Genomic DNA, 26,577 nt, shown 5'->3' with positions numbered 1-26,577 from the left:
AATTGGCTAAAAAATTGTGTTCTTGCACTCATTCTTTGTCTTTTTTTCTTTCCGTAGCTCTGCCATGCAACTCAAAAAATCCGTCACCTGAGCACAAGACCATTAATTTTCGCTTCAATCCAAAAAGCTAAAATGAGTTCATTCAAAAATACACTGTACCCTTTAAAATCTTAACATGGGTCAACGAAATTCATCGGCACAACCCCAATATTTGCAACATATTATTGTAAACGGTGACAAATTATTGAAGAAAAAATGCAATAGGTTTCAAAATCATCGTCTTTATCACTGAAGACCGGCATAAAAGCTGTCAAATGAATTGGGAAAGGGAAAACCAAAAACAACTGTCTGACTTTTTTACCGACGAGTACCAAGCGCTCAAAGGGTATGTCAACTCGCGTATAGACAGTACGGTCGAGAGTGAAGCTGAAGACATTATACAAGATGTGGCCCTGAAACTCTTTTCAAGGTTTGACCCTTCTCCTATAGACAACATTGCCGGTTTTGTGTACCGATCGGTAAAAAACAGAATCATCGACGTCATGCGTACCAAAAAGAAAAGAATAAGCGAAGAAAACCATGTAGAAAATCTTTGGACTGAATTTGCAGAGCTTTTTTACGGCAATACGGTAGAATATTCTGAAAACCTAAAGAACAAACTGAAACACCACATTCGGCGATTGAAGCCCATGTACCGTGATATTATTATTGCTGTCGATTTTGAAGGATATACCTATCGGGAGATCGCCGAACAAACGGGCATCTCGCCCGGTACGCTCATGTCACGAAGGCACAGGGCGGTCTCATTACTGGTAAAACATTTGGAAACAGAAAAATTGAAATAAAAAGATATGGAACATAAAGCTAAAATTGAAAGAAGAATGGAACGAAAAATGGAACACTACGTCTCTTCGGCATTTAAAGTATTCTTCATGGTCGTCATCGTCGTGTTGCTGATATTGCTCGCCGGTTATGTGGTCATGCAACTTTGGAACTGGTTGATGCCCGATTTGTTCGGCCTTGTCACCATCGGGTACTGGCAGGCACTGGGACTGTTATTATTGGCCAAATTTTTCTTTGGCTTCGGCAATGGAGGACCTGGCAAGCGCAGCGGAAAAAGAAAATCTAAACAGCGCTTTCGCTCATCTGAAAAGTGCGGTTCACTGCGGAGGGATTTCTCTGAGTGGAAACTATATGATGAATTCTGGGAAAAAGAAGGCGAACAAGCCTTTCAAGAGTATGTGAACAAAAAAAAGGAGGAAGATGAAAAAGGAGAAAACAACCCAGAGTAGAATTCAAGAGATACCGTTCAGTGGATTTTTCTCCGTTTCAAACAAAAAATTCACAACTCGGTCCAATTACATTCTTTTTCCTCGTCATTTCAAATGAAATTCGTAGCAATACAAGGGCAATGTTAAAAAAAAGTAAAACTTTGGAAACTTTTTTTGTTTCTAAAGTTTCCATGTTAGATTTGTCGCCCGATTATGAAAGAAGAGATTTTACAAAAAGCGACGGACTTGTTCTTGAACCTTGGCTTCAAAAGTGTGACCATGGATGATCTTGCCCATGAAATGGGCATTTCGAAGAAGACCATATACAGTCATTTTGAAAACAAGACCAGATTGGTCGAAGAAAGCACGATGAATCTTTTTTGTGTGATATCGAATGGTATTGACCATATCGTTTCCCTTAAAAAAAATCCTATAGAAGAGCTTTATGAGATAAAAAAATTTGTAATGTCTCACCTTAAGGATGAAAAAGCCTCTCCACAGTACCAGCTACAAAAATACTATCCAAGGCTTTTCGAAACCTTGAAGAAAAAAGAGTTCGAGGTAATGCAAGAATGCGTGGTGGATAATATAGAGCGAGGAATAGAAATCGGAATTTATCGAGAAAACCTGAATGTACAGTTTGTCTCCCGCATCTATTTTTCAGGTGCCATAAGTTTGGGCGATCACGATCTTTTTCCTAGTAGCATGTTTACCAAAGTAGCGCTTGAAGACTATTATCTTGAATATCATCTAAGGGGCATCGTCACCCCAAAGGGTCGGAAAATATTAAACTCAATCATCAATTCAAACCAAGAATAAATGCGAACAATCATCTTAAGTACACTTTTGATCATACCATGGTTGGGGCTTTCGCAAGAAGAACCTGCCCAATTCAGCCTTGATGAAGCCGTAGCCTACGCCTTGGAGCATAATTACAATGCCATCAATGCCAGCAGGGATTTAGTGGATGCCCAAAAACAAAAATGGGAGGTCATCGCTGACGGATTGCCACAAATCAGTGGAGCCGTAAGCTATCAAAATCAATTGAAACAGCAGGTAGTGCAGCTTCCCGGGGAAATTGCCGGAGGTGACCCAGGCACTTTTGTTGAGGTCGTTTTTGGGCAACCCCAACAAATGTCGGCTACAGGCACACTGCGCCAACAAATTTTTGACGGTTCCTACATTGTGGGCGTACAAGCCACACAAGCTTTTTTAAGGTTTAGCCAGAACAACAAAGAAAAATCCGATTTGGATGTTCGACGGTCGGTGACCGAAGCCTATGGTAATGTGCTATTGGCCCAAGAGAGTGTTGACATTTTTGAAAAGAACAAAGAAACGCTTGAAAAGAACCTTTTTGAGACCAAAAAAATCTTTGAGAACGGTCTTGGAGATGAAGAGAGCGTTGACCAATTGCAAATCACGCTTTCTTCTGTAGACAACCAGTTGAAAAATGCGAGAAGACTTGAAGATATTACACTTCAAATGCTGAATCTGATGATGGGGCTTCCTATTGAAAATCAGACTGAACTGACCGAAGACCTCGATGATCTCACGCATAAAAAAATCGATTTGGGGCTTCTCGATACCAGTTTCAACATTGAGAACAATGTTGATTACAAAATTGTTCAAAATCTGAACGAACAGCGGTATTACGAACTGAAATTGGCTAAAAGCCGTGCACTTCCGACATTGAATGCCTTTATCAATTACGGTGGCCTCTCATTTGGCGACCAATTTACATTTTTTGATAGTGGCCAAGATTGGTTTGGCTTTTCAACTTTCGGGGTAGACTTGAACATACCCATATTTAGCTCTTTCAGAAGAAGTGCCAGCACGCAACGGGCAAAGATTGCCTTTGAAAAGGCAAAGACCCAACTTACCGAAGCCGAACAGCAAATTCGGTTACAGCTTGAAAATGCCAAAAGCGATTATATCTTGGCTATCGAAGAATACGATACTTCAAAGGACAATCTCAGATTGGCAGAACGTATTGAAAACAAAAACCAAATAAAATACTCAGAGGGCATTGCGACCAGCTTCGAGCTCAGACAGGCCCAGACCCAATTGTACAGTGCCCAACAAGAATACCTACAATCAATGGTCAATGTCATCAATGGAAAAACAACATTAGAAAACGTACTCAATCAATAACAACACGACAATCCAACAAAAATGAGAAAGCTAGTATACATATTAATTTTTGGAACCATCATCGCTTCATGTGGAGGAGGTGAGAGTTCTGTAGAAAGTGTGGTTTCAACCCAAGATTTGGGAGCAATTCGCACCAAAAGAACCGAAATCGCTTCACAACAAAAAGCATTGGAGCAACAGATTGCACTCCTTGATTCTGCTATTTCAGAACTTGATGATGATGCCAAATTGCCCTTGGTGTCCGCATTAGAGGCAAAGTCTGAGCGTTTTGAGCACTATTTAGAACTGCAGGGCGATGTGATGACCGATCAAAACGTCTTGATCTATCCTGAAATGCCCGGTACGCTGTACCGTGTTTATGTTAAGGAAGGTGACCGGGTAAGAAAAGGTCAGCTATTGGCGTCTATCGACGACGGTGGCCTTTCAAGCCAATTGGCCCAGCTCAAGACACAGGCGGCCTTGGCCGAAACAACCTATGAACGCCAAAAAAGGCTCTGGGAGCAAAGTATCGGTTCTGAAATTCAGTACTTGCAGGCAAAGTCTAACTACGAAGCCCAAGAAAGTGCTGTGAAACAGTTGGAGAGCCAGTTGGCTAAATCACAGATTCGTGCGCCATTCTCAGGTGTCATCGACGACGTGATCAAAGACCAAGGTACCGTAGTGAATCCTGGGCCAGGCTCTGAGGTATTCCGTATCGTCAACCTTTCTGACATGTACATTGAGGTTGAAGTGCCCGAAACCCACCTTTCAAACATAACGTCAGGCAAAGCTGTTGAAGTGTATTTTCCGGTGTTGGGTGACAGCATCCGAACCAAGGTCAGGCAAACTGGCAATTACATCAACCCGAGCAATAGGGCCTTCAGCGTTGAGATTCCCGTTCCCAATAAGGATGGAAAAATAAAACCCAATTTGACCGCCGAAGTAAAAATCAACGATTACACCAATGAAGAAGCCATTTTGATTCCGCAAAGTGTCGTATCTGAAAATGCCGAGGGCGATCAATATGTGTACGTCATTAACGAAGAAAACAACGATGAGACTTTGGCAAAGAAAGTCGTCATCAAGACCGGAAAGACACAGGGCGATTATGTAGAAGTTCTGAGCGGCCTCACCGACGGCGATAGGGTTATATCAGAAGGGGCCCGAAGTGTCAGGGATGGTCAAGCAGTCCAACTTTTGAACTACGAATCAACAGCCAAAGAATAAATTATGGAAAAGGCCAAAAAAAACGCCAACAAAGAATTTAGGTTATCATCTTGGGCCATTGACAACCCCTCGGTCATCTATGTGATGATCGGGTTGTTCCTAATTATCGGACTTTCCTCCTATTTTTCAATGCCCCGAGAGGATTTTCCAGAAGTTGAGGAGACCAAGATTTATGTAAGCACGGTATATCCCGGTAACACTGCTGAGGATATGGAGCGGCTTATCACCGATCCACTTGAAGATCGTTTGAAAAATGTGAGCAATCTTGTTGAGCTTACCTCTACATCACAAGAAGACTATTCGATGATCGTGGTCGAATTTGATGAGGACATCACCGTTGAGAACGCCAAACAAAAGGTCAAAGACGAAGTCGATGCCGAAAAGGCAGGTGAAGATTGGCCCATTTTTCAAGGGGCCAAGGTCGAACCCAATGTGTTTGATCTGAACTTGGCAGAATCCTTCCCCATCATGAACGTGAATATTACGGGAGATTATCCTGTGGAAAGGTTAAAAGAGTTTGCCGAATATTTAGAGGATGAGATTGAAGACCTGCCACAAATCAAGGAGGTCGACATTCGCGGGGCGCAGGAAAAAGAAGTTGAGGTTGCCGTTGATGTCTACAAGATGATGGCAGCAAAAGTGAATTTCGATGACGTGCTGCAGGCCATTGGCAACGGCAACATGACCATGTCTGCAGGCAACCTTATTACTAGCGGCCAGCGCAGGACCATCCGTATTTTGGGAGAGATTGAAAAGCCCTCAGAATTGGAAAATTTTGTGGTAAAATCTGAAGATGGTGCGGTCTATCTCAGGGACATTGCTACGGTTTCCTTTGAAGAAGAGGACAAAACGACCTACGCTAGGGAACACCAAGAAAGCGTAGTTATGCTCGATGTCAAAAAGCGTTCTGGAAAAAACGCTATTCGAGCAGCAGAGCTTATCCGAGAAATCGTGAAAGATGCAGAAGAGAATTACTTTCCGAAAGACCTGAAAGTCACCATCGCCAACGATTCATCAAGCCGTACCCTGAACCAAGTTGATGATCTGGTGAACAACATCATCTTTGGTATCATTCTCGTGGTCACCGTATTGATGTTTTTTCTTGGTTTCAGAAATGCATTGTTCGTTGGTTTCGCCATACCCATGTCAATGTTCATGTCGTTTATGATCCTTTCAGCTTTGGGCTATACGATGAACACCATGATTCTTTTTGGGCTTATCATGGGTCTGGGCATGCTGGTGGATAACGGCGTGGTAGTGGTCGAAAATGTCTATCGCCTGATGGAGCAAGAGGGCATGTCTCGCAAAGAGGCCGCCAAAAAGGGTATTGGTGAAATTGCATTCCCCATTATCATCTCCACAGCGACTACGGTAGCAGCTTTTGTACCGCTCGGTATGTGGCCGGGCATCATGGGTGAATTTATGATTTTCTTTCCCATTACATTATCGGTAGTACTGGGATCCTCGCTCTTTGTGGCCATTTTTATGAACTCTATGCTGGTCTCACAATTTATGGAAGTGGGTGAAAAAGAGCTTTCGGTAAAACAGTTGATCCGTATCAGTGCCATTCTCGGCGGATTGGGGCTTTTCATCCTTATCATCGGTGGGCCTGTCCGTGGCTTGGGCACCTTGATGATTGTGGTGGCTGCCATGTTTTGGATTTACAAGTATTTCCTCAAAAGATGGGCGTTGCGTTTTCAAAAAAACGGTTTGGTAAAATTGGAAAACCGGTATGAAAAACGGTTAAAACATGCCTTGAGGGGAAGAAATGTGTATTGGTACTTCGGCGGCACCCTGCTCTTGCTGATTGCGGCGTTCATGACTTTTGGTGCCTCTTTGGGAAGCCAAAGAACCAAAGTGGAGTTCTTTCCTGACAATACGCCCAACCAAATCTTTGTCTACATCGAATATCCCGAAGGTACCGATATCAAAAAGACAAATGAAATTACAAAGTCCATCGAAGAACGCGTGTACAACATTGCCGATAGTGAGAAATATACCGATGGGGATTATAATGTTTTGATTGAATCTGGAGTCTCTCAGGTAGGTCAAGGAGCTGAAAATCCCTTTACCGAGGGTGGTTCGGCAGCTGAAATGCCCCACAGGGGGAAAATCACCCTATCGATGCGAGAATATAAGTATCGTGATGGATTTGATACTGAAGAACTTCGTCAAAAAATACAGGATGCCCTGAAGGGTATTTATCCCGGGGTGGCAATTTCTGTGGAAAAAGATGCGGTCGGTCCACCAGCTGGATATCCCATCAACATCGAGATTGAGGGAAGCAACTATGATACCTTGATCAATACCGCAGAGCGCATGCGCAACTTCATCAATAGCAAGAGCATTGCAGGCATTGAAGAATTGAAAATTGATGTCAACAAGAGCAAACCCAGTATGCAGGTCATTGTTGACCGCGAAAAAGCGGGCGAGCTTGGGGTGGCCGTTGGGCAAGTGGGCACGCAGTTGCGCCGTTCATTGTTTGGCGATAAGGCAGGCATCTATAAAAAAGACGGTGAAGATTATGACATCAATGTCAGGTTCAACGAAGATTTGCGCTACAACACCAGTGCCCTGTTCAACCAGAACATCATTTTTAGAGACCAGGCAACCGGGCAAATAAAGGAAATACCTGTTTCTGCGGTTGCTTCACAGCGCAATACCTCATCTTTCAGTGCCATCAAGCACAAAGACACCAAAAGGGTGGTCACTGTATACTCAGCGTTGAAACCCGGCTTTACCGATGCAGGTGCCATCGTTGCTGAAATACAGAAAGAGATGGAAGAATTCAAAGGGCTTCCTGAGGGGGTGAAAATTGATTATACGGGCCAGATTGAAGAGCAGAACAAGCAGATGCAGTTTTTGATGGGTGCCTTTTTCTCTGGTCTGGGATTGATCATGCTGATATTGATATTCCAATTCGGGGGTATATCAAAACCAGCCATCATCATGACCGCCATTTTCTTGAGTTTTATAGGCGTTTTTGGTGGGCTTGTACTCACCGGCTGGCCGTTTGTCATCATGATGACCATGATGGGCATCATCTCACTGGCGGGTATTGTGGTCAACAATGGGGTCGTACTTTTGGATTATACACAAATCTTGATTGACAGAAAAAAACTAAAACTGGGTTTATCTGATGATGATCTTTTGAGTAGAGAAGATGTCACCGAAGTCATTATCAAAGGGGGTAAGGCAAGATTGCGCCCTGTAATCTTAACGGCAATTACGACGGTTTTGGGCTTGATTCCATTGGCCACTGGCCTGAACATCAACTTTGTGACGCTATTTGGTAGATTTGACCCCCAGGTTTATGTTGGTGGAGATAACGTCATCTTCTGGGGGCCATTGGCATGGACGGTCATTTTTGGGTTGATTGTGGCTACTTTTCTGACATTGATTATCGTACCCGTATTGTTCAACATCATCTATCGGTTGAAATTATGGATACGCAGCAAGCGCAAAAAACCTGAAGTTGAGCAAGAAAAAATGAAAAAAGCAGCATAAAAAAATCCCGACAGTTTCCTGTCGGGATTTTTATTTCGATTTGTACGTTCTATTTATTGACGGCAACAGCTTCAGCATTGTTCCATTGAATCACGTTGGTGATTCTGTTATCGGTGAAGTCAACCTCCTTGAGCGTCTGGCCTTCCCAGAAAAACCACTTGCCAGAGCGTTGGCCCATTTCATATTTACCGGTCGCAATCTTCTTGCCTTCTTCATTGTACATTCGCCATTGCCCGTGAAGCTTTCCATTTAAATAGAAGCCTGTCTGTGCAATTTCACCATTGTCGTGAAAATAAGTGGCTTTTACCATGTCACCTACTTTTTCGTAAGTAGGCTTTATATCTTGGGCATATACTCCTATGGTAAAAACCGCCGCCAAAAGTAATATCAGTTTTTTCATTATATCTGGGATTATGTTTGAAATCATTTACATTAACGTAACAAATATAGCATTTATTTTACGTTCATAAAACTTTTATGTAACATAAAATTTACATTAATTTTACATTGAATTCATAAAATATTGTTTTTCAACAATTTAAACATTCTATTTTAATGGATTTTCGACGTATGGCATCTCTGTGATTGGCAAAAAAAGCCTCTGAACAGTTGCACGAAGGTTAAAAAACAAGGCCCGCTTAAAAAAGCGGGCCTTGAAACTCAATATTAAAAAACTTTGGCCTATTGAACCTCAAATGGTGGTATCGGAAACTGTGTGTGTATGATGTCTCCAGGCCTGTCGATTGGCAAAAAAGTATCGTTCAAACGATTGTATCGTCGCAAATCGAACATGGCGTGACCTTCAGCGTATAATGAATATGCCCTGTTATAGAGCATTTCGTCAATTAGGCTAGCCTCATCAACAGCACCGGCATAATCTCCCAATCCATAGGCGTTTCTGATAATGTTCAGGGCATCTACAGCATCAGTTAGATTTCCTTCTTGAATATTGGCCTCGGCATAAATCAATATCAACTCTTCATTTCTGATATGGTCGATTGGCGAAGTTACCGACTCGTAAACATTGATTTCATGGGTGCCGTTTAACCCGTCTCTAGCCACAGGATCATCCCTTAATCTGAACTTGTTGATTCTAGTATCACCGGCCTGAATATCATCAATAAAGCGATTGTGCACTATAAGCTGATCACCACTTTGCTGTGGAGCCTTAAAAATGGGGTTCAAAAGCTCTGTTCCGCCCTGTGCATAAATACGTTTTGGGCCAATACCGAGATTAGCATCGCTCAACTCTAAAAAAGAATCATTCAAAAGCGTAAGTGCCCCGGCATAATCACCTTGTCGAACGGCCACCCTTGCAGCAATGGCCCGATTGAACTGGGCAAACGTAGCCGGGGTATCAAAGCCTTCATAGCCCGATGAAAACTGAAAGGTAAATTCCGCACCCTGCAATTCTGCGAAGCCTTGGTCAAGAAAATCCCTTATGGCCTGAAAGCCTTCGGCCCTCCCTAAAAAGGGACCCAAATTCTCTGGATCAGCAATATCGACCCTAACTCCGTTATCACCCAATAACTCAAGCACATCCAATAACATAAAGCCCTTAAAGGTCAATGCCAAACCTCTAAAACCGCTTTTCTGGGCTTCAGAAATCTCAGACCGTTCAACGGCATCAAGAATGAAGTCTGTACTTTTGACCGCTTGATACCTACCAAACATGGTTCCTGTGAGTTGTGGTTCAGAACCTGTGAGCACGACACCATCCTTTCCAATCAACGTTTCTGTAGTCGTTGGATCTGAGGCATTGAAATCATACAGTTCTCTAGCAATTGAACCAGTTGCCGTAATAAAACCACCCCAACTATTGACCGCACGCGCCTCAAGACCTTGGGCCAATAGATTTAGGTTCTGTAAACTGGCGTCACCGACCACACCTTCTAAACTCGGCTGGTTTGGATCGACCACTTCATCCAAACTACACGAGAGAACGAAAATGGCCGCAATCATAATTGTTAATCTTCTTATGTTTTTCATGTCTATTTTTTTAAAATGTAAGTTGTACATGGAAATAATATTGTGCCGCACTTGGGAAAGGTGCCACTTCGATTCCTTGAGATAATCCTGATGGACCAAAAGCAGATGTCTCTGGATCATACCCGGTATAATCGGTGATTGTCAAGATGTTTTTCCCTGAAATACCGATTCTTGCTTTTTCGATGAAGTCAAATTCAAAGGGCAAGGTGTAGTAGGCCCCCACTTCGCGTAGTCTTAAATATGTGCCATCTTCTATGTAGCCGGCTGCACCAAATGTGCCGAATCGTGGATTCGCAATGACATCAGGGTCATCTAAATCAGGGGTCACACCACCAAAATCAGATAACAGCTTGGTCAAATTGAGTACATCACCTCCTTTTTTCCAATGCCAAAGAAACGTAATATCCAAATCTTTAAACAGCGTGATTTGGTTGAACCAGCTCATTTCATATTCTGGTGCTGCATCGCCAATTATTGTTGTCACTCCGCTAATGTTCGCTGCCAACGATGTTGCTGGCTCCCCTTCACGAATAAACGAACTACCGAAAGTTAGGCTAAACCCTTCACCGGTCGGTTGAAATTCTCCAACGCCCAATCGTTCGACGATAGCTTCATTCCTCCAAAGGTTTAAAGTCGTATTCCAATTGATTTTTGAACTACTGACCGGATTCGCATTCAGCGATATTTCAAACCCCTTGTTACGAAGGTCAAAATCGTTTCTGATGGAATTCGAAAAACCTGAAGACAATGGAATGGAAGAAAATGGATAAATCAGATTTTTTACATCCCTGATATATCCTGTAAGTTCCAATCCCAGTCTATTATCAAAAAACGAGAAGTCTGCACCGAACTCAAGCTCTTGTGAAGTTTCGGGCTCCAAATTGGGATCCCCCAATTGCGCCGATTGGTTGTTCTGGCCCACCGTTGGCAAAGCCAATCCTTGGGAACCACCTACAGATGTAGGCCCCAGTGGGGTGAACAACGAACCAAAACGAGCGCTGCTTCCTGTCTCACCGTAAGCGACGCGCAATTTGAAAAGATTTACGGCATCAACATTCCAGAAATCAAAATTGGCGACATTTACTGCCAAAGATGCCCTTGGAAAAGCAAAATATTTGTTGGGATCACCATTGAGGTTTGATTTGTCAAAACGAATACCCGCAGTTGCAATAATCTTGTCATCCCAATTTAAGGTGCTCTGGCCTATGATCCCGAATTCTTCTTCTTCGGTCAATCGTTGAAAAGTGTTGAACTCCCCGCCTTGTTGCAAATTTCGCTGCGTGGGCACTAACTGGGTTGTTTGACTGATTACGGCATCACTTTCAAAATTGAGATATGAAATACCGAACTGCCCATTAAGGCTGATCTCATCAGAAGGGGTATAATCCATTACCGCAAAAGCATTATAGTTATACTGTAATGAATTGGTGTTACCCTGACTTATAAAGCCCTGTGTGGTCGCCCGTTGTATCTGTTGGGTTTCGGGGATGTACACCAAGGTTTTAGCTTGAAAATAATCCAATCCTCCGTTTGCCGTAAGTCGCAATGAAAAATTATCATTGGTGAGTGCCTTATATTCTATGTTGGCCCCTTGTATGTACCGATTGATTTCTTCGCTGTTATCGATAAGGTCACGATTGAAAATGACATTCGCCGCTGCAAATCGTCCATCGGGGTAAACTCCATTTTCATCTGGAAAAAGATTTTCCCAATCCGCTGTCACTAACGCCAAATTGTAGCCGACACTGAATCCCCCATTGTTTTCGTTGCCAACAGGGCCTCTATCTGCCCTACTGTTCACGTAGTTAGAAGAGAGGCCTATCTTCAATTTTTCACTTAAGATATGGTCTAAATTTACCCTTAGTGAATTTCTTCGATAGCCCGTTCTTTGCATGATGCCATCTTCATTTCTTCTACTGGCATTAAAATAAAACTTGGTCTTTTCGCCACCACCGGATACCGATACCCGGGTATCAACAATCAGGCCTTCTTCACCATAAAGTTCTTCCTCATAATTGAATATTCTTCCGGCATCACGAGCGGCCTCAAAAATGGGAACTTCGGCAGCACCAAATGTAGAAGCTACAGTAGCGGAAGTAAATTGTCTTCTGCCCGCAAAGTTTTGGATGGTGTTGAATCCGACATCCTGTTCCAGTTTGACCACTGTTTTTCCGGCTGCCCCTCTTTTGGTAGTGATGATGACTACCCCGGCGTTGGCACGTGTACCATAGATAGCCGCAGCAGAAGCCCCTTTCAAGACCTCTATACTCTCGATATCATCAGGATTGATATCAGAGACCCTATTCGAGCCCCCTTCTTCCCTACCGGCATTGGCACCAGAGGCTACTGCAGAACCATTTGTCAGTTGTACATTACTAATGTATACGCCATCGACAATAAAAAGGGGTTGGTTGTTGCCCGAAAGAGAGGAAATACCACGAAGGCGCAAAGCGGTCTGACCACCGGGCGCACCTCCTGCAGCGTTGATGTTCACCCCTGTAAGTTTACCGTACAAGGCACCGTCAAGGGTTGATCCAGTGGTCACCCCTGTCAACGCTTCGCTGTCAACTGTAGAAATATTATTTGCTAAGTTTGAACGCTTGATACTCGATACCAGGCCGGTTACAACTACTTCGTCAAGATTGGTGACGTCAACGTTCATCTGTACGCTACTTGCATCAGACGCCGGCACTTCTTTGGTAGAGTAGCCAATGTAAGAGAACACCAAAGTGTCATCGGGTGAGGCGGCAATGGTAAAATTACCATCAAAATCGGTCAGGGCACCTACGGTAGAGCCTTTGATCACGACCGAGACCCCTGCCAACGGATCACCATTGGTGGCGTCCGTTACCGTTCCGCTGACCGAATCTTGTGAAAAGACCCCGAAAGGTATCACAAGAAACAATAGCGAAAATGCATTTTTCAGTAAAGTTCGTTTCATTTTCGTGTGTTTTTAGGTTTATTACCCGATTAATTTAAGAAGTTTTTATGATTTTAATGTTTTTTTAGGAATAATATCAGCTTTATGCGTCCTTCTCGTTGGGCAATAAAAACATTGAACGGACTTCTTTCTTCAATGGTTAACTTTTTACCTTTGCACATCATAATTTTTAAGCATGTATAGGAGCCATACTTGCGGTGACCTTAGGGCATCACATATTGATTCAGAAGTAGTTTTAAGTGGATGGGTGCACAAAGTGCGCGATAAGGGTTTTGTGGTTTGGATTGACCTTCGCGACCGTTATGGGGTGACACAATTGGTTTTTGATGAAGAACGTACTTCAAAAAAGTTGTTGGAAAAGGCTCGTACCTTGGGCAGGGAAACTGTTATCAAGGCTTCAGGGAAAGTCATTGAGCGGGCATCAAAAAACCCCAACCTTCCTACAGGCGAGATTGAATTGCTAGTGACTGGGCTTGAGGTGTTGAATGAATCTATCTTGCCCCCATTTACCATTGAGGATGATACGGATGGTGGCGAAGATATCCGCATGAAGTACCGTTATCTCGACATCCGCAGAAATCCGGTCAAAAACAACCTCATTTTTCGACATCAAGTGACGATGGAGGTTCGAAAATACCTTTCGGGGCAGGGATTTATTGAGGTTGAAACGCCCTATTTGATAAAATCCACTCCAGAGGGTGCCCGTGATTTTGTGGTGCCCAGCCGAATGAACGAGGGGCAGTTCTATGCACTGCCACAATCACCGCAGACCTTTAAGCAACTGTTGATGGTCGGGGGAATGGACAAGTATTTCCAAATCGTGAAGTGCTTTAGGGATGAAGATCTACGTGCTGACCGACAGCCCGAATTCACCCAGATCGACTGTGAGATGGCCTTTGTGGAGCAAGAAGATGTGCTCAACGCCTTCGAGGGCCTGACCAAACATTTGCTGAAGGAAATCAAGGGAGTGGCCGTTGAAGATTTCCCCAGAATGACCTATGATGAGGTGATGCGTCGATTCGGAAACGATAAACCAGACATTCGCTTTGGGATGGAGTTCGGCGAGCTCAACGAAGTGGCCCAACATAAAGATTTTAACGTCTTCAACTCAGCAGAATTGGTGGTCGGTATTGCCGTGCCCGGTGCCGCTTCGTATACCCGAAAAGAGATCGATACTTTGGTCGATTGGGTCAAACGGCCACAAATTGGTGCCAAGGGTATGGTCTACATGAAGTGTAATGAAGATGGCACGTACAAATCTTCAGTCGATAAATTCTACAATCAAGAAGATTTCGCCAATTGGGCCAAGGCCACTGGTGCAAAGACCGGAGATTTAATTTTAGTACTTTCAGGCAAGACAAACGAAACCCGTTCGCAACTCAGTGCCCTGCGTATGGAAATGGCCGAACGTTTGGGCCTTCGAAAAGCCGATGAGTTTGCCCCACTTTGGGTGGTTGATTTTCCTTTATTGGAACTCGATGAAGAAACCGGCCACTACCACGCTATGCACCACCCTTTTACCTCGCCCAAACCAGGTCAATTGGAGCTATTGGATACCGACCCCTCAGCGGTTCGCGCCAATGCCTATGATCTAGTGCTCAACGGTAACGAAATTGGGGGGGGATCCATTCGAATACATGACAAGGAGACCCAGGCCATCATGTTCAAGCATCTGGGCTTTTCGCCAGAGGAAGCCAAAGCGCAATTCGGTTTTTTGATGGATGCTTTTCAATATGGTGCGCCCCCACATGGCGGCATTGCCTTTGGATTGGACCGATTGGTGGCCATTTTGGGCGGTCAGGAAACCATCCGTGATTTTATCGCCTTCCCCAAAAACAACAGTGGGCGTGACGTCATGATCGATGCACCCGCACCGATTGATAAAGAGCAGTTGGAGGAGTTGCACTTAAAGTTGGATTTGTAGAAAGTAGACGTTGGTATTAACTGTCCCCTTTTGGGAACAGCGAAATCCTTTGGACTTTGCAGGGGTGTTTGTATTTATTTCTAGATTTATCTAATGAAAAAATCACCGCTCACCAATTTCCTAAAATGGCGATATAAACATATCTCCAATAAAACCTTTGTTCATATTTTGAGTGTGGTCGTGGGGCTTTTGGCTGGGCTGGTGGCGGTGACCCTCAAAAACCTGACGTATTTTATTGAATCACTGCTCGAACGGGGCATCATTTTTTCTGAAAACCAACTGTATTTTGTGCTTCCGGTCATCGGGCTGACCCTGGTCTACCTATATGTCAAATTTGTACACAAAGAAAAATTGGAGCATGCTGTATCATCCATCTTGTTTTCATTGTCGAAAAAGAGTGGCATCCTTCCTACAAAACAGATTTACACACCATTGATAGCTGCACCATTGACCGTAGGGTTCGGGGGTTCGGTAGGGTTGTTGGGGCCAGCGGTGGCCTCAGGCTCTGCCTTGAGTTCGGCCTTGAGCCGTTGGGTGCGCATTGATGCAAAGACCCGCTCATTGTTGGTCGCCTGTGCTTCTGCGGGAGCCATAGCTTCCATATTTCAATCCCCCATCGCGGCCATCATTTTTGCTGTCGAAGTCTTTAGCTTGGATTTGACGATGCTATCGGTCCTGCCCTTGTTGCTCGCTTCCATATCTGGAGTGTTGACATCCTACTTTTTTCTTGGTAACGAAGTTCTGTTCAGTTTTTCCCTAACGGAAGGTTTTGACCTCAACGACACCTTGTTTTACCTGTTGCTGGGTGTGGGCACAGCCGTTGCATCCATTTACTTCACCAAAATGTATTTCGGAATCTTGAAATTGTTCAAGCCACTACGGAGCCCAAAATATAAATTGCTTGTCGGAGGTTTGGCGATTGGCATCATGCTCTATTTCATTCCGCCACTCTATGGTGAAGGTTTTGGCTTTATCAACCATTTGCTCGACGGTGACCACCTGAAGGCACTTGGCAAAACTCCTTTTGATGCCTTCACTGACAATATTTGGGTGGTCATCGCCCTACTTTTCGGCATCACCATCTTTAAAGCAATTGCCATGACTACCACATTTGCTGCGGGTGGTGCGGGTGGAATTTTTATTCCGACCATGGTGATGGGCAGTGCACTTGGCAATGTGGTTGCCAAGGTCATCAACAACATCGGTTTTGGCTTTCAAGTCTCAGAATCAAATTTTACCCTTATCGGTATGGCCGGATTGATAGCCGGAGTGATCCACGCCCCATTGACGGCCATCTTCTTGATTGCAGAGATTACTGGCGGGTATCAACTCTTTGTGCCCCTGATGATAACTGCATCCATTTCGTACCTTATCACCAGAAACACCTTGGATTATACCATTTACACCCGCGAACTGGCCAGACAGGGGGCGTTGTTGACCCACAATAAAGACCAAGCGGTCTTGACACTGATGCGGTTAGATGATGTCATTGAAAACAATTTCAAGACCGTGCGACCCAACATGAGCCTTGGCGAGCTGCTGAGTGAGGCCGTTGCAAAATCTACCAGAAACATTTTTCCTGTGGTGAACGTTGAAAAAAACCTCATCGGCATTATCTTGTTGGATGACATACGTGAAATCATGTTCAATGCAGAACTGTACCAAAGCATGTACGTAGAGGGGTTGATGCATGCCCCGCCCGAAAAGATTTTTTATGAAAAAGACAGTATGAAAACCATCATGCACAAATTTCAAGAAAGCGGCGCATGGAATCTGCCTGTCATCAAAAACGGAAAATACCACGGTTTTGTGTCAAAATCGAAACTCTTGACGGCCTATCGCCGAGAATTGATCAATTATACCACAGAAGCATGAAACTAAAATATATCATAGTGCTTATTGTCTTGGCCTCGGCAGCTTCCATCATCTACGGATTTACCCTAAAACCAACTGAACCAGAAAAAGCCCATAAGTTGATCGGTGCTGGCACCGTGGGCCTGTTTTTAGTGGCGATGCCATTGTTCCTTATTAAAGAAAGTAAAGGCAAGAAGATGAAAGATTATATGTTGACCAAAGAAAACATTGAAAAAATGAAAAAGAAAGAACGTGATAGACTTAAAAATCGATAATTTTCTCAAGAATTAATGGTGATTTTAACTAAGGTCACCTTAAATATCCTACTTTCGTATTTTAACATTTTTATTTTTAATTAATGACTGGCACAGTAAAATTTTTCAATGGATCCAAAGGTTATGGGTTCATTACCAACGACGACACGGGCAAAGATATCTTTGTTCATGCAACCTCTTTGAACGGGGTAGAGCTCAACGAAGGTGACAAAGTAGAATACGTAGAAGAGGAAGGCAGAAAAGGAATGGTTGCCGCACAAGTGCAGGTAATCGGTTAATATATTTTATTTTGGAAATGTTCAAAGCTCGGCAATACGTCGGGCTTTTTTTAATTCAGGTTGCGCTTTTGGATAAAGAACCGTTTCAACATTTCAGAAGCCTCATCTTCCAACACTCCGCTCAAGACCTCGGTTCTTGGATGCAGTGAGGTGCCCATGACGTTATAGCCGCGTTCTAAATCGGCTGCTCCGTAAACGATTTTTGAGATTTGGCTCCAATACAGGGCCCCGGCACACATTTGGCAGGGCTCTAAGGTGACGTATAAGGTACAGCCGTGTAGATACTTGGCTCCCAAAAAATTGGAAGCCGCGGTGATGGCCTGCATCTCAGCATGCGCCGTGACATCATGCAGCTGTTCGGTGCGATTGTGCGCCCTACCAATGATGCGGTTGTTGACCACGACCACTGCCCCTACGGGTACTTCGCCATTCTCGTAGGCTGCCTCGGCCTCTTGCAAGGCTTTTTTCATAAAATAGGTGTCGTCGAAAGGGTTGATAGGTTTTGCCAAAACCGAAATTTGATTTGGACAAAGCTAGCAATCCCATTTAAAACCATGTGCCTGAATATGGGTATTTTTGGGTTTTCTTTATGAACTCATTTAAACTTTTTGGATTGATGCGAAAATCAGACATTTTTTGCCCGATTGAAGGCTTTTTTGAGTTGCATAGCAGAGCTACGGAAAGAGAAAAAGGCAAAAATCTGGTGAAAAAGGGCGATTTTTTAGCCGATTGAAAAAGTTTAAACGAGTTCTATAGATGAAAAAAGTGCTCTCAACGATACAAACCCCCAAAGACCTTCGGAGGCTTGATATAGCTGTTCTGCCCAAACTTGCCCAAGAACTGCGTGAATTCATCATCAATATCGTCTCGACCAAAGAAGGCCATCTCGGGGCCAGTTTGGGCGTGGTTGAGCTCACTATCGCTTTGCACTATGTTTTTGACACCCCCAATGACAAATTGATTTGGGATGTTGGCCACCAAGCGTACGGACACAAAATATTGACAGGTCGAAAAGAAATCTTTGACACCAACCGACAATTAGGGGGCATCAGCGGTTTTCCGAAAAGAAGTGAAAGCGAATTCGATGATTTTGGTACGGGGCACAGCTCCACATCCATCTCGGCCATTTTGGGCATGGCGATTGCCTCTAGTTTAAAAGGAAACAATCACAGAAACCACATAGCCGTCATTGGTGATGCCTCCATCGCCAGCGGCATGGCCTTCGAGGCATTGAACCACCTTGGTGAGACCAATGCCAATGTGCTCATCGTGCTCAACGACAATGCCATTGGCATCGACCCCAGCGTTGGCGCCCTAAAAAAATACCTGACAAACGTTAAGGCGGGTATTGCCAAAGACGAAAATATCTTTGAGTGTTTGAACCTCAATTATTCAGGGCCCGTTGATGGGCATGATTTGAATGCCTTGATTTCAGAGTTTCAACGATTGAAAAAAGTCGATGGCCCAAAATTGCTCCATATCATCACCACCAAGGGTAAAGGGCTGAAAAGCGCGGAAGAAGACCAGGTCACTTACCATGCCCCAGGCAAGTTTGATGCGGTGACCGGAGAGCGGCAGCAAAAAGCCCAAACAGACGAACCGCCGAAATTTCAAGATGTTTTTGGACATACTTTGGTAGAGTTGGCTGAAAAAAATGATACGGTTGTGGGCATTACCCCAGCCATGCCCACGGGCAGCTCACTCAAATATATGATGCAGGCTTTTCCCGACAGGGCTTTTGATGTGGGCATTGCTGAACAGCACGCGGTCACCTTGGCAGCGGGCATGGCGACCCAAGGCCTAGTGCCATTTTGTAATATTTATTCCACATTCTTACAGCGGGCCTACGACCAGGTGATTCATGATGTTGCCCTTCAGAACCTTTCTGTTATTTTTTGTTTGGACAGGGCCGGATTGGTCGGCCACGATGGCCCCACACACCATGGGGTTTTTGATTTGGCCTATCTACGGTGCATTCCGAATATGATTTTATTTTCTCCGATGGATGAAATGGAGTTGCGAAACATCATGTATACTGCCCAAAAGGGACTGAACCATCCCATAGCGATACGGTATCCACGTGGTAGGGGGGTTACACTTGATTGGAAACAACCTTTCTCATCCATCCAAATTGGAAAAGGAAGAACACTGCAGAAAGGAAGCGATGTCGCCTTGTTGACCATTGGGCCTATCGGCAATACGGTATCCAAAGCTATAGCCAGCACTGGCAACCCAAAAAGATTCGGGCATTTTGATATGCGTTTTGCAAAACCTTTGGACACAAAATTGCTTGACACTATTTTTGCCGACTACGAGCATATCATCACCGTTGAAGATGGATGTAAAATAGGTGGGTTCGGCTCGGCCATTCTTGAATACGCAAACTCAAAAAACATTCAGAAAAATATACAACTCTTGGCCATAGACGATAATTTTGTACAACAAGGCACCACCGATGAACTGTATCAGAAGGTGGGCATTGATTTTAAAAACATTTTGGCATATTTATCGAAACTTGACCTTAAATGAACAGCAAGAAAATCTTGTTTCTTTTCTTATTGATCTGTTTTGCCTCTTTTGCCCAAGATTCCATTCCCGAAACAGATGAAGATAGTCTTTGGGCCAATACCACGGTTATACGATTTCAGCAAAAGGCCGTAAAACCAATTCCGAGGGGCGTTCGATTGGCAAATCCGAGAATATCGTTCAAACACACCAAACCTTGGCTCAAAAAATACAAGCGTTTCGTGCCCTTTTCTTTTTGGGAAGATATCAACGAATTTGGCCTGACCATCAATGAAGTGGCCTTCATCAACTGGAACGCGGGTGGAGAAAATTCAGTTTCGGCACTTGCCCGGTTGAACTTTACGCGCAATTACAAGTTCAGGTACATCACGTGGAGCAATGAATTGAGATTACGCTACGGGCTCAACGCGCAAGAAGGCCGTGAGGTCAGAAAGACCGAAGATCTCATCAGGCTGACTTCTTCTTTTGGTTTTCGGCGCGATACGCTCAGCCATTGGTACTACTCGGCCAAAATCAATTTCAATACCCAATTTTCAAACGGATTCAAATACCCCAATACAGAAAATCCGATTTCAAGATTCATGGCCCCGGGCTATCTGTTCTTGGGTGCCGGTACCACTTTTGCACCTGAAAAAACAAAATTCAATCTCTATCTTTCGCCTTTGACCTACAAGGCCACTTTTGTCTTGGACGAAGCCTTGTCAAACCAAGGCGCTTTTGGGGTCGAAGAGGGTGAAAGGATTTTTGCGGAACTGGGATTTTTGGTGACCAACACTTGGGAAGAAGAGATTTTCAAAAATGTGCTATTGAATCATCGATTGACCCTCTACACAGACTATTTGAGGAGCTTTGGCAATATTGATGTGGATTGGGAACTAAATTTCAATCTTAAAGTCAATGAATATATCAGTGCCAACATCGGCACACATCTCATCTTTGATGATGATATCAAATTTGACGAAGAAGTGGCCGATGATGGCACGGTGATAAATCCGGGGGAACCCCGAATTCAGTTCAAACAGGTGTTGGGTGTGGGGTTTGTTTATAACTTTTAAATAGCCCTGCCCGTGATCTTATTGTGCAAATGCACCGCTTCACTATCAGATAGGCTGGCGACAAAGCAGGCCGCATCCATCAAAAGCTGGTATGTAGTGCTTCGCTCGGCATTAAAATGAATCCCCATTGATTTTAAGAGCAGGGCATCATAGTTAGTTTGTTTCCCTTCCCGTAGATGCAGTAATGCTCCGGTCAAAGCTTCCAACAAATCAGAGATGATGCGATAGCCCGCCAGTTCTTTTTCAACCACTTCATTGGACTGGTACACCTTTTCAACACTCAACTTGATAATGTCATCAATCTGTGGTTTGAACTGGCTTTTGTCGAGCAAGGGTGATGAGAACTCCCCTTTTAGAATGGCCTCTTCATAATCCAAGAACACCTTGACCGCCTCATTGATAAGGCTGCTTATCGACAGTGCCCTGAGGTAGCTCAAGCGGTCATCGGTCTGGGTCATGCTGTTGTACTTTTGGGTATCGATGCGGTCTTTGACCAATTTGATAAGGTACTCCAAGGCATAATCCTCAGAAATCAGTCCGAGATTGATTCCGTCTTCAAAATCGATTATGGTATAGCAAATGTCATCCGCTGCTTCTACCAAATAGGTCAACGGATGCCTATAAAATCCTGTTTCTGGGTTATCAGATTTTCGCCGAAGCCCAAGTTCATCGGCGACCTCTAGAAAAAATGACCTTTCTGACTGAAAGAAACCGAATTTTTTATCCGCAACATGTGTCGTCGGTTTTTTGGGGAGTGATTCCTTGGGATATTTTGTAAAGGCGCCCAAGGTGGCATAGCTCAACCGTAGACCTCCTGGAACCCCTTCACGAGATTCGGCCAACAATTTGAATCCGTTGGCATTGCCTTCAAACGCCCCCAAATCTTGGCACTCTTTATCGGTTAAATCGGATTGGTACTGTTGTCCTTTTCCCGATTTAAAAAATGCCCCGATGGCCTTCTCTCCACTATGTCCGAAAGGGGGATTCCCAATATCATGCGCTAGGGAAGCCGCTGCAACAATGGCCCCAAAATCATTGAAGCGATGGCCGCTGATTTCCTCTAGATGGGGATATTTTCCTAAAATTTCCTTTCCCGCGATACGTCCAAGACTCCTGCCGACGACAGAGACTTCTAAACTGTGGGTCAACCGTGTGTGCACGAAGTCTTTTCTTGAACCCTTGCCAATCGGCAAAGGCATGACCTGGGTCTTGTCTTGCAAGCGACGAAACGCCGAAGAAAAAATAATACGGTCGTAGTCTACCTCAAAACCCAAACGGGTTTCGTCTTGTTCTTTTCGCAACCGTTTATGGGTATCGCCCTGACGTTTGAGGGAAAGTAACTGCTCCCAATTCATGTATCCTGATTTGTTCGGCGAAGATACTTCAATTGTCATTCTAGTTTGGATGCCAAACCCGTTTTTGGTAACGTTTTTTTAACCTTAGTGCCAATTTATAATGCCATTTTTGCCTAATTTGAGCACAGACTAGCCATGGAAGAGAACATCTACCTTTTTATGGTCATCGCTTTGGGGCTCCTCGCCATTATCGATTTGGTGGTCGGCGTGAGCAACGATGCAGTGAATTTTTTGAATTCTGCTATTGGGTCAAAGGCCATATCATTCCGTACGATAATGATCGTGGCCAGTTTGGGCGTGGCATTTGGTGCCATGTCATCAAGTGGTATGATGGAGGTTGCCCGAAAAGGCATTTTTAATCCAGGTGAATTTGTCTTTGCTGAGATCATGGTCATTTTCATGGCTGTAATGATCACCGATATTCTATTGCTTGATTTTTTTAATACGTTGGGCATGCCCACATCGACGACGGTTTCCATTGTTTTTGAACTGTTGGGTGCCGCCGTTGCCATTTCTTTGATTAAGATTATTGGGATAGATGGCACTTTTTCAGATTTAGGAGGCTATATCAACACTGATAAAGCCACAGAAATTATACTGGGCATTCTACTTTCAGTTTTCATCGCCTTTACCATCGGGGCCATTGTACAGTTCATTTCACGGGTTTTGATCTCTTTTAATTTTAAGGCCAACCCCAAATGGGTCGAATCGATTTTTGGAGGTGTCGCCATCACCGCTATCATTTATTTTATTTTGATAAAAGGTCTAAAGAGTGCTGCCATTTTTGACGGTACCATTACAGCGTTCGTGGCTACCCACACCAACATGTTCATTCTGGGCAACATTGTTTTTTGGACATTGCTCTCTTTATTGATTTCAACAACATTGAGATGGAGTATCTACACTGTGGTCATCGTGTTGGGCACCTTTGCGCTCGCTATGGCTTTTGCGGGCAACGATTTGGTAAACTTCATCGGAGTGCCAATTGCTGCCCTACAGTCTTTTCAAGACTGGCACGGTTCGGGTATTGATGCCGAAAGTTTCAATATGGCAGGGCTATCGGCCGCAGTTCGCACCCCTACATTGCTATTGTTGGCTTCTGGCCTCATCATGGTGTTGACACTTTGGTTTTCTTCAAAGGCAAGGGGTGTCGTCAAAACCAGTGTTGATTTGTCAAGGCAAGATGAAGGTGAAGAACGATTTGAGCCCAATTTTTTATCACGACAAATCGTAAAGTTTTCGATAGCGGCATCTGAAAATTTGGGAAAAACACTTCCACCTAGTCTTTTGCGAAAAATTGACTCCCGTTTTGAAATGCCCAAAACCTATGTTCCAAAGAGCAAGATCCAAGACATGCCTGCGTTTGATTTGGTAAGGGCTGCCGTAAATCTGATGGTGGCCAGTGTGTTGATTTCCATAGCGACTTCCATGAAATTACCGTTGTCAACAACCTATGTCACTTTTATGGTGGCCATGGGTACATCATTGGCGGATCGCGCGTGGGGAGCCGAAAGTGCTGTCTATCGTGTCGCTGGGGTGCTGAATGTCATAGGGGGTTGGTTCTTCACCGCCTTTAGTGCATTTACTGCGGCTGCCATTATTGCGGCAATACTTCATTTTGGTGGCCTGACCGCACTTATCGCACTGCTTCTAATCGCTGCCATATTATTATTGCGCAATTATATGTCGCACAATAAAAAATCCAAAGAACTCAAGGCTGAGAACAGCCTACGAAAAGCCGAGAGCAGCTCAATTCAGGGCGTCATTGAAGAAAGTGCCCAAAACGTTGCCAAGACCATCAAAAGAAGCAACAAACTCTATTCTAACGCTGTCAACGGATTGGCCAGGCATGATTTGGACCAATTGAAAAAGAATAAAAAGGGAATCAACAAACTATCAAACGAAATTGATTCCTTAAAAAACAACATCTTTTATTTCATCAAAAATTTGGACGAATCGAGCGTTGGTGGTGCCAGTAATTTTTATATCGCCTTGCTGGGCATCATGCAGGATTTTTCGCAGTCATTGGAGTATATCGCAAAAGTCAGTCACACCCATGTGAACAACAACCATAAAAAATTAAAATATACCCAGATCAAAGAGCTGAAAGAGATTGACATGGCCCTCGAAAAACTCTTGCATGACACTCAGACCGTTTTTGATTCACGCTCTTTTGACACTATTGTGCCAATATTGAACCAGAAAGACGAACTATTGCAGATGGTTTCTGAAAAAATTGAAAAGCAAGTGGCCCGAACACGTACCGAAGAGTCAAGCCCTAAAAACACCACACTTTATTTTTCACTGCTTACAGAAAGCAGGGATTTGATTTTGGCGGTGATGAAGCTTCTTGAATTGTACTACGTCGAACACGATAGTACCATCGAGCCAGCGCGTATTGATAAATAAGGTTTGACCACCTTTATTGAAAATACACTTTATCGAAAAAACCCCTTTTTATAGATGATGTGCGTGGCCAACGACGTTATACAGCTGTAAAACGTCAATTCATGGCACACAGAAAATTTTTATCGTTTTGTAGTATCGTCGTTTTCTCAATTTTTTTAGCATCCTCATGTTCAAAAAGTGAAGAGGTTGACAACGATAGTATCGAAGGCTTAGAAAATACCGATGAAACATCGGCAGAACTGCAAGCGGCCAAAGCACTGTACCAAGACTACTATATGGCCTCTCAATCGGGCAATGCCGATGAACCGTGGTCAGGTGGTGATTTGACGCAATGCGAAATGGGCAGTGTGCCCAATGGAACCCTAGAAAAAATCGTTCGACGCATCACCTATTACAGAAAGGTGGTCGGACTTGAAAATGACCTCATGGTCAGCAGTACAAAATCTGAAAAAGCCCAAGCAGCTGCCTTGATGATGGATGCCAATAATAGGCTCGACCATTTTCCCTCAGACGATTGGTCATGCTATAGTGATGATGGGCACGAAGGGGCGGGCAGCTCCCTGCTGACGATGACCCACAGTGCAGCCGCGATTGACAGCTATATGAGAGATGCGGGCAGCAGTAACGGCCATGTTGGCCATCGCAGATGGCTTCTTTATCCCAGACTTGCGGAAATCGGTATTGGCAACACCTCTGGTGCCAACGCCATCTGGGTATTGGGCAACAATGCCCCTAGACCTGATGATGCTCCCGAGTTTATCGCATGGCCCGCGAAAGGATATGTTCCGAACAACCTGGTTTTTGACAGATGGTCATTTTCAGTGGCAGATGCCGACTTTTCAAATGCATCGGTCACCATGCAATCAGGTGATGGTGATACAATTACGCTAAACTTAGAGACCCTGAACAACCAATTCGGTGATCGGACATTGGTCTGGGTACCTGATGGCATCGATAAGACCGTCGGTGACAACAGGCCGACGTACACCGTTGAGGTATCCAATGTGGATGTTGATGGAGTGCTACAAGATTTCAGCTATGAGGTCATTCTATTTGACCCAAACGAGTAAAATTCATCCAGTACCTTAAAATAGTACGCTTCGAAGCATCGAAAATTAAGGCTATCTTTAGGGATGCTTCGCTATCTACACCTTAGTTTTTTATTGTTTCCGATATTGGCCCAATCACAGATGAGTGGTTCCAAACTGCTTGAAAAAGCCATAGAATTTCATGATCCAAACGGAAACTGGAAAAGTTTTAACGGGCATTTTAGAGTGACCATGCAAACCCCCAATTCCAGTGACCGAATCAGTGACATCTATCTTAATCTACCCGAACAACTCTTTTCTTTGAAAGTTGACAAAGATGATACTTCATATACGTATACTATTGAAAAGGATAATTGCTCGATTTCATTACATGGAAGAACCGATTTCTCTAAACAGGAGGCTGAAAAACACCGATTGAATTGCGAACGGGGCACTATGTACAAGAACTATTACACCTATCTCTACGGCTTGCCCATGAAATTAAAAGATGACGGAACCCTAATCGACCCTGAAATCCAAAGGAAAAAATTTAAGGGAAAAGAATACTTGGTCTTAAAGGCAACCTACGAACAAGAAGTGGGCGATGATATCTGGTATTTCTATTTTGACCCCACTACCTACGCCATGAAAGTCTACCAATTCTACCATGATGAATCAAAAAATGATGGGGAATACATTCTTCTTTCAGGGATGGAAGAAATCAGCGGTATCAAGATGCCTAAGAAGCGGGCTTGGTACTATAACAAGGATGACAAATATCTGGGAACCGATATTCTAGAAAGATGAG

The 26,577-nt window shown here is 44.0% G+C and carries 20 protein-coding genes; 15 read left to right on the top strand and 5 right to left on the bottom strand.

All coding sequences use genetic code 11. The features are described from left to right. Positions 1-314: 314 nt before the first annotated feature. From AAAH86_RS08285 to AAAH86_RS08260, 6 genes are all read left to right on the top strand, one after another. Complete coding sequence (locus tag AAAH86_RS08285) at positions 315-845, top strand: RNA polymerase sigma factor (RefSeq protein ID WP_343487101.1); 531 nt, start codon at positions 315-317, stop codon at positions 843-845. A gap of 6 nt (positions 846-851) precedes the next feature. After that, entirely contained in the window at positions 852-1,292 is a 441-nt protein-coding gene (locus AAAH86_RS08280) for a hypothetical protein (RefSeq protein ID WP_343487100.1), read from the top strand. Positions 1,293-1,484: 192 nt separating this feature from the next. Continuing rightward, on the top strand, positions 1,485-2,090 hold the full coding sequence (locus AAAH86_RS08275) for a TetR/AcrR family transcriptional regulator (protein ID WP_343487099.1): 606 nt from the start codon (positions 1,485-1,487) through the stop codon (positions 2,088-2,090). Beyond that, the gene (locus AAAH86_RS08270; RefSeq protein ID WP_343487098.1) at positions 2,091-3,422 is read left to right on the top strand and encodes a TolC family protein; all 1,332 of its coding nucleotides are present in this window, start codon (positions 2,091-2,093) and stop codon (positions 3,420-3,422) included. A 21-nt stretch (positions 3,423-3,443) separates the two neighbouring features. Beyond that, complete coding sequence (locus AAAH86_RS08265) at positions 3,444-4,628, top strand: efflux RND transporter periplasmic adaptor subunit (protein ID WP_343487097.1); 1,185 nt, start codon at positions 3,444-3,446, stop codon at positions 4,626-4,628. A 3-nt stretch (positions 4,629-4,631) separates the two neighbouring features. Next, the gene (locus AAAH86_RS08260; RefSeq protein WP_343487096.1) at positions 4,632-8,135 is read left to right on the top strand and encodes an efflux RND transporter permease subunit; all 3,504 of its coding nucleotides are present in this window, start codon (positions 4,632-4,634) and stop codon (positions 8,133-8,135) included. Between the two features lie 49 nt (positions 8,136-8,184). On the opposite strand, the gene AAAH86_RS08255 is transcribed toward AAAH86_RS08260, so the two are convergent. The 3 genes from AAAH86_RS08255 to AAAH86_RS08245 form a co-directional block, all read right to left on the bottom strand. Then, complete coding sequence (locus tag AAAH86_RS08255) at positions 8,185-8,535, bottom strand: nicotinic acid mononucleotide adenyltransferase (RefSeq protein ID WP_343487095.1); 351 nt, start codon at positions 8,533-8,535, stop codon at positions 8,185-8,187. A gap of 281 nt (positions 8,536-8,816) precedes the next feature. Beyond that, positions 8,817-10,124, bottom strand: coding sequence for a RagB/SusD family nutrient uptake outer membrane protein (locus tag AAAH86_RS08250; RefSeq protein WP_343487094.1), 1,308 nt, complete (start codon positions 10,122-10,124; stop codon positions 8,817-8,819). 10 nt (positions 10,125-10,134) lie between these two features. Next, on the bottom strand, positions 10,135-13,065 hold the full coding sequence (locus AAAH86_RS08245; protein WP_343487093.1) for a SusC/RagA family TonB-linked outer membrane protein: 2,931 nt from the start codon (positions 13,063-13,065) through the stop codon (positions 10,135-10,137). A gap of 175 nt (positions 13,066-13,240) precedes the next feature. On the opposite strand from AAAH86_RS08245, the gene aspS reads away from it, so the two are divergent. The 4 genes from aspS to AAAH86_RS08225 all read left to right on the top strand — a co-directional run bounded on the left by aspS (position 13,241) and on the right by AAAH86_RS08225 (position 17,396). Continuing rightward, a complete protein-coding gene (gene aspS, locus AAAH86_RS08240; protein WP_343487091.1) occupies positions 13,241-14,989 on the top strand; it encodes an aspartate--tRNA ligase in 1,749 nt (582 codons plus the stop codon). 93 nt (positions 14,990-15,082) lie between these two features. Further along, entirely contained in the window at positions 15,083-16,864 is a 1,782-nt protein-coding gene (locus tag AAAH86_RS08235) for a chloride channel protein (protein ID WP_343487090.1), read from the top strand. After that, positions 16,861-17,118: a hypothetical protein gene (locus AAAH86_RS08230; protein WP_343487089.1), complete on the top strand. Its 258-nt coding sequence runs from the start codon at positions 16,861-16,863 to the stop codon at positions 17,116-17,118. Before AAAH86_RS08235 ends, AAAH86_RS08230 begins: the two co-directional genes overlap by 4 nt. 83 nt (positions 17,119-17,201) lie before the next feature. Continuing rightward, positions 17,202-17,396, top strand: a complete 195-nt coding sequence (locus AAAH86_RS08225) for a cold-shock protein (RefSeq protein ID WP_343487088.1) — start codon at positions 17,202-17,204, stop codon at positions 17,394-17,396. A 50-nt stretch (positions 17,397-17,446) separates the two neighbouring features. On the opposite strand, the gene AAAH86_RS08220 is transcribed toward AAAH86_RS08225, so the two are convergent. Beyond that, entirely contained in the window at positions 17,447-17,905 is a 459-nt protein-coding gene (locus AAAH86_RS08220) for a nucleoside deaminase (protein ID WP_343487087.1), read from the bottom strand. A 247-nt stretch (positions 17,906-18,152) separates the two neighbouring features. On the opposite strand from AAAH86_RS08220, the gene AAAH86_RS08215 reads away from it, so the two are divergent. Together AAAH86_RS08215 and AAAH86_RS08210 are read left to right on the top strand one after the other, a co-directional pair. Further along, the gene (locus AAAH86_RS08215; RefSeq protein ID WP_343487086.1) at positions 18,153-19,925 is read left to right on the top strand and encodes a 1-deoxy-D-xylulose-5-phosphate synthase; all 1,773 of its coding nucleotides are present in this window, start codon (positions 18,153-18,155) and stop codon (positions 19,923-19,925) included. After that, on the top strand, positions 19,922-20,977 hold the full coding sequence (locus AAAH86_RS08210; protein ID WP_343487085.1) for a DUF3078 domain-containing protein: 1,056 nt from the start codon (positions 19,922-19,924) through the stop codon (positions 20,975-20,977). Before AAAH86_RS08215 ends, AAAH86_RS08210 begins: the two co-directional genes overlap by 4 nt. Here the strand turns inward: AAAH86_RS08210 and dgt are convergent. Next, complete coding sequence (dgt, locus tag AAAH86_RS08205) at positions 20,974-22,332, bottom strand: dGTP triphosphohydrolase (RefSeq protein WP_343487847.1); 1,359 nt, start codon at positions 22,330-22,332, stop codon at positions 20,974-20,976. The genes AAAH86_RS08210 and dgt overlap by 4 nt on opposite strands. 135 nt (positions 22,333-22,467) lie before the next feature. On the opposite strand from dgt, the gene AAAH86_RS08200 reads away from it, so the two are divergent. From AAAH86_RS08200 to AAAH86_RS08190, 3 genes are all read left to right on the top strand, one after another. Beyond that, a complete protein-coding gene (locus AAAH86_RS08200) occupies positions 22,468-24,741 on the top strand; it encodes an inorganic phosphate transporter (RefSeq protein WP_343487084.1) in 2,274 nt (757 codons plus the stop codon). A gap of 101 nt (positions 24,742-24,842) precedes the next feature. Continuing rightward, the gene (locus AAAH86_RS08195; protein WP_343487083.1) at positions 24,843-25,811 is read left to right on the top strand and encodes a CAP domain-containing protein; all 969 of its coding nucleotides are present in this window, start codon (positions 24,843-24,845) and stop codon (positions 25,809-25,811) included. Positions 25,812-25,874: 63 nt separating this feature from the next. Continuing rightward, the gene (locus AAAH86_RS08190) at positions 25,875-26,576 is read left to right on the top strand and encodes a DUF6503 family protein (RefSeq protein WP_343487082.1); all 702 of its coding nucleotides are present in this window, start codon (positions 25,875-25,877) and stop codon (positions 26,574-26,576) included. Position 26,577 lies beyond the last annotated feature (1 nt).

The sequence above is a fragment of the Allomuricauda sp. d1 genome, assembly GCF_039592695.1.
Taxonomy (GTDB): Bacteria; Bacteroidota; Bacteroidia; order Flavobacteriales; family Flavobacteriaceae; genus Flagellimonas_A.
This window is presented reverse-complemented; position numbering and strand designations above follow the sequence as displayed.